We start from the raw sequence: 3741 nt of genomic DNA, 5'->3' as shown, positions 1-3741 counted from the left end.
GCCGCCCCCCCCGCGGCCTGGCCGGGCGGGCCGCCGGGGGGGGGGGGCGCGGCGCCGGGGGGGGGGCGGGGGGGGCCCGGGCGGCGGCGGGGCCCCCCCCCCCCCCCCCCGCGGCAGGGGGATCGTCACACCGCCCACCAGGCGGTGGTGTCGGCGGGCACCACGGCCTCATCGTCGACGATCCGGACTTCCTCGTTGGAGAGGAGATACCGGCCGGGCAGCGGGACGGTGATGGCCCGGCCGGTGGTGTTGGCGGTGCAGACGAAGCCGTCGCGACGGAAGGAGAGCACACCCTCGGGTGCCTCCAGCCACTCGACGGCCTCGCCCGCACCGAGTTCGGGGCGCTCGCGGCGCACGGCGAGCGCGCTGCGGTACAGCTCCAGAGTGGAGCCGGGGTCGCCGGTCTGCGCCTCGACGCTCAGGGCGCCCCAGGTCGCGGGCTGCGGCAGCCAGGAGCCGCCGTCGCCGAAGCCGTACGAGGAGCCCCCGACGGTCCACGGGATCGGTACGCGGCAGCCGTCGCGGAAGCCGTCCTGGCCGCTGGCCCGCCAGAAGGACGGGTCCTGGCGGACCTCGTCGGGCAGGTCGGTGACGTCCGGCAGGCCGAGCTCCTCGCCCTGGTAGACGTAGGCGGAGCCGGGCAGGGCCAGCATGAGGAGGGTGGCGGCGCGGGCGCGGCGCAGGCCGAGCTCGCGGTCGCCGGCCTCGCGGAGCTGGGTGCCGAGGCCGGCCGGGTTGGCGAAGCGGGTGGCGTGCCGGGTGACGTCGTGGTTGGAGAGCACCCAGGTGGTGGGGGCGCCGACCGGGCGCATCGCGTCGAGCGAGGCGTCGATCACGGTACGGAGCTCGGCGGCGTCCCAGTGGGTGCCCAGGTACTGGAAGTTGAAGGCCTGGTGCATCTCGTCGGGGCGCACGTAGTGCGCGGTGCGGTCGACGGTGGGGGTCCAGGCCTCGGCGACGAGGACGCGCTCCCCGTCGTACTCGGCGAGGACGCCGCGCCAGGAGCGGTAGATCTCGTGGACGCCGTCCTGGTCGAAGAAGGGCATGACGTCGTTGCCGAGGAGCTTCAGCTGGTCGTGGGCGCCGATGTCGGGCAGGCCCTCGGCCTTGACCAGGCCGTGGGCGACGTCGACGCGGAAGCCGTCGACGCCCATGTCGAGCCAGAAGCGCAGGATGGAGCGGAACTCGTCGCGGACGGCGGGGTGTTCCCAGTTGAAGTCGGGCTGCTCCGGCGCGAAGAGGTGGAGGTACCAGTCGCCGGGGGTGCCGTCCGGGTTCTCCGTGCGGGTCCAGGCGGGGCCGCCGAAGATGGACTCCCAGTCGTTGGGCGGGAGCGCGCCGTCCGCGCCCTGTCCGGGGCGGAAGTGGTAGCGCTCGCGGAGCACCGAGCCGGGGCCCTCGCGCAGGGCGCGCTGGAACCACTCGTGCTGGTCGGAGGAGTGGTTGGGGACCAGGTCGACGATGACGCGCAGGCCGAGGCCGTGCGCCTCGCGGATCACCGCGTCGGCGTCGTGGAGCGAGCCGAACATGGGGTCGATGGCCCGGTAGTCGGCGACGTCGTAACCGGCGTCGGCCTGCGGCGAGGCGTAGAACGGGGAGAGCCAGACGGCGTCGACGCCGAGCTCCTTGAGGTACGGCAGCCGGCTGCGGACGCCTTCCAGGTCACCCATGCCGTCGCCGTTTCCGTCGGCGAAGGAGCGCGGGTAGACCTGGTAGATCACCGCGTCTCTCCACCAGCCCGTGTGCGTGCCGGTGGTCGGGGCGGCGGCGGGGGTGGCGAGGTGCTGGGTCATGTCTTCCTTGGGTCGTAAGGACATGGGGAGGGGTGCGGTTCAGCCCTTGACGGCACCGGCGGACATGCCGGTGACCAGGTGCCGCTGGGCGAAGAGGAACACCAGGGCCGCGGGGACGGCGATGAGCACGGAGGCCGCGGCCATGGGGCCCCACTGGGCGCCGTACTGGTTGACGAACTTCTGGAGTCCGCCGGCGAGCGTGAGGTTCTCGTCGCCGACCATGAAGGCGGAGGCGTAGGCGACCTCGCCCCAGGCGGTGATGAAGGAGTAGAAGGCGGTGACGGCGATGCCCGGCTTGGCGAGCGGCAGGATGAGCCGCCAGAAGGTGCCGAAGGGGGTGAGGCCGTCGACGTAGCCGGACTCGTCGATCTCGCGCGGGATGGTGTCGAAGAAGCCCTTCATCATCCAGGCGCAGAAGGGGACGGCGATGGTCAGGTACGTGATGACCAGGCCGGCCGGCTGGTTGAGCAGGCCCATCGACGCCATGATGTTGTAGATCGGCACGATCAGGACGGCGACCGGGAACATCTGGGTGATGAGCAGCGTCCACATCAGGCCGCGCTTGCCGGGGAACCGGAAGCGGCTGACGGCGTAGCCCGTGGTGGCGGAGATGAAGACGCCGACGACGGTGGTGAGGCCCGCGACGAGCAGCGAGTTGCCGAACCAGGTGAGGAACGGGGTGTCGTTCAGCAGGTTCGTGTAGTTCTCGAACGTCGTCTCTTTGAAGAAGTCCGTGGTGGTCGCGAACTTGGCCGGCTTCAGCGAGGTCAGCAGCACCCACAGCACCGGGAAGACGGCGATCACGGACGCCGCGATCAGGGTGAGGTGCAGGGCGACCGAGGCGAGAGGGGAACGGCGGCCGCGGACCGGGGTGTTCACGGTCCGGGGGGTGGGCGTCGTGGTGGTCACCAGACTTCTCCCTGCTTGCGGAGGACGCGCTGGTAGAACGCGGCGAAGACCATCAGAAGGACCAGGATCAGCACGCCCCACGTCGAGGACTGGGCGAAGTCGCGCGGGCTGACCTCGAAGGAGAACTTGTAGGCCTGCGTGACGAGGATCTGGGTGGCCTCGCCGGGCCCGCCGCGGGTGAGCAGGAAGATCACCGGGAACATGTTGAAGGTCCAGATGGTGGAGAGCAGGACGACCGTCGTCGACACCGAGCGCAGTCCGGGCATGGTGATGTGCCGGAAGCGCTGCCAGGCGTTCGCGCCGTCCATCTCGGCGGCCTCGTACAGCTCGCCGGGGATGGACTGGAGTCCGCCGAGGAGGGCGACCATCATGAAGGGGACGCCGAGCCAGACGTTGGTCGCGATGACCGAGATCTTGGCCCAGGTGGGGTCGTTGAGCCACGGGACGGCGTCGATGCCGCCGCCCGCGAGGATCTTGTTGAGCAGGCCGTTGTCCTGGTTGTAGAGGAAGCGCCAGGCGAAGACGGAGACGAAGCCGGGCACGGCCCAGGGCAGGACCAGCATCAGCCGGTAGAAGGAGCGGCCGGCGATCCTGCGGTTCAGGATGTTGGCGAGGCCGAGGCCGAGGGCGAAGGTCAGGGCCACGCAGGAGACGGTCCAGACGATCGTCCAGCCGAGCGTCCCGAGGAACTGGCTCCCGGTGAGCGCGTCGGTGTAGTTGTCCAGACCGACGAACTCGTAGGTGGCCGGGATCTGGTTGACACCGATCGACCGCGCGACGTTCCGCTCGTTGGCGTCGGTCAGCGACAGGTAGATGCCGCGGACCAGCGGGTAGCCGATGATCACGGCGATCACCACGGTCACCGGGGCGACCATCGCCCAGGCGTACCAGTGGGTGGAGAGGGAGCGCTTCGCCGCGCCCCGGGGCTTGCCAGTTCCGCGGGGGGGGGCGGGGGCGGGGGCGGGGGGGGGGGCGGGGGGGGGCCCCCCCCCCCGCGCGCCGGGGCCCCCCCCCCCCCGGCCCCCGCCCCCCCGCCCAC

General features: G+C 71.7%; 3 protein-coding genes. All 3 read right to left on the bottom strand.

What is annotated here, in order from left to right:
* Nucleotides 1-125: 125 nt before the first annotated feature.
* A complete protein-coding gene (locus ACFV2S_RS22170; RefSeq protein WP_385561715.1) occupies nt 126-1793 on the bottom strand; it encodes an alpha-amylase family glycosyl hydrolase in 1668 nt (555 codons plus the stop codon).
* A 39-nt stretch (nt 1794-1832) separates the two neighbouring features.
* The gene (locus tag ACFV2S_RS22165) at nt 1833-2705 is read right to left on the bottom strand and encodes a sugar ABC transporter permease (RefSeq protein WP_385561862.1); all 873 of its coding nucleotides are present in this window, start codon (nt 2703-2705) and stop codon (nt 1833-1835) included.
* On the bottom strand, nt 2699-3741 hold a 1043-nt coding region (locus ACFV2S_RS22160), incomplete at its 5' end, for a carbohydrate ABC transporter permease (protein WP_385561711.1). The genes ACFV2S_RS22165 and ACFV2S_RS22160, both read right to left, overlap by 7 nt.

The organism is Streptomyces sp. NPDC059695 (genome assembly GCF_042733785.1).
Taxonomy (GTDB): domain Bacteria; phylum Actinomycetota; class Actinomycetes; order Streptomycetales; family Streptomycetaceae; genus Streptomyces.
This window is presented reverse-complemented; position numbering and strand designations above follow the sequence as displayed.

Bases quoted from the DNA above. Each gene is read 5' to 3' on its own strand.
- ACFV2S_RS22170 (WP_385561715.1), bottom strand. From the start codon at position 1,793: ATGACCCAGCACCTCGCCACCCCCGCCGCCGCCCCGACCACCGGCACG.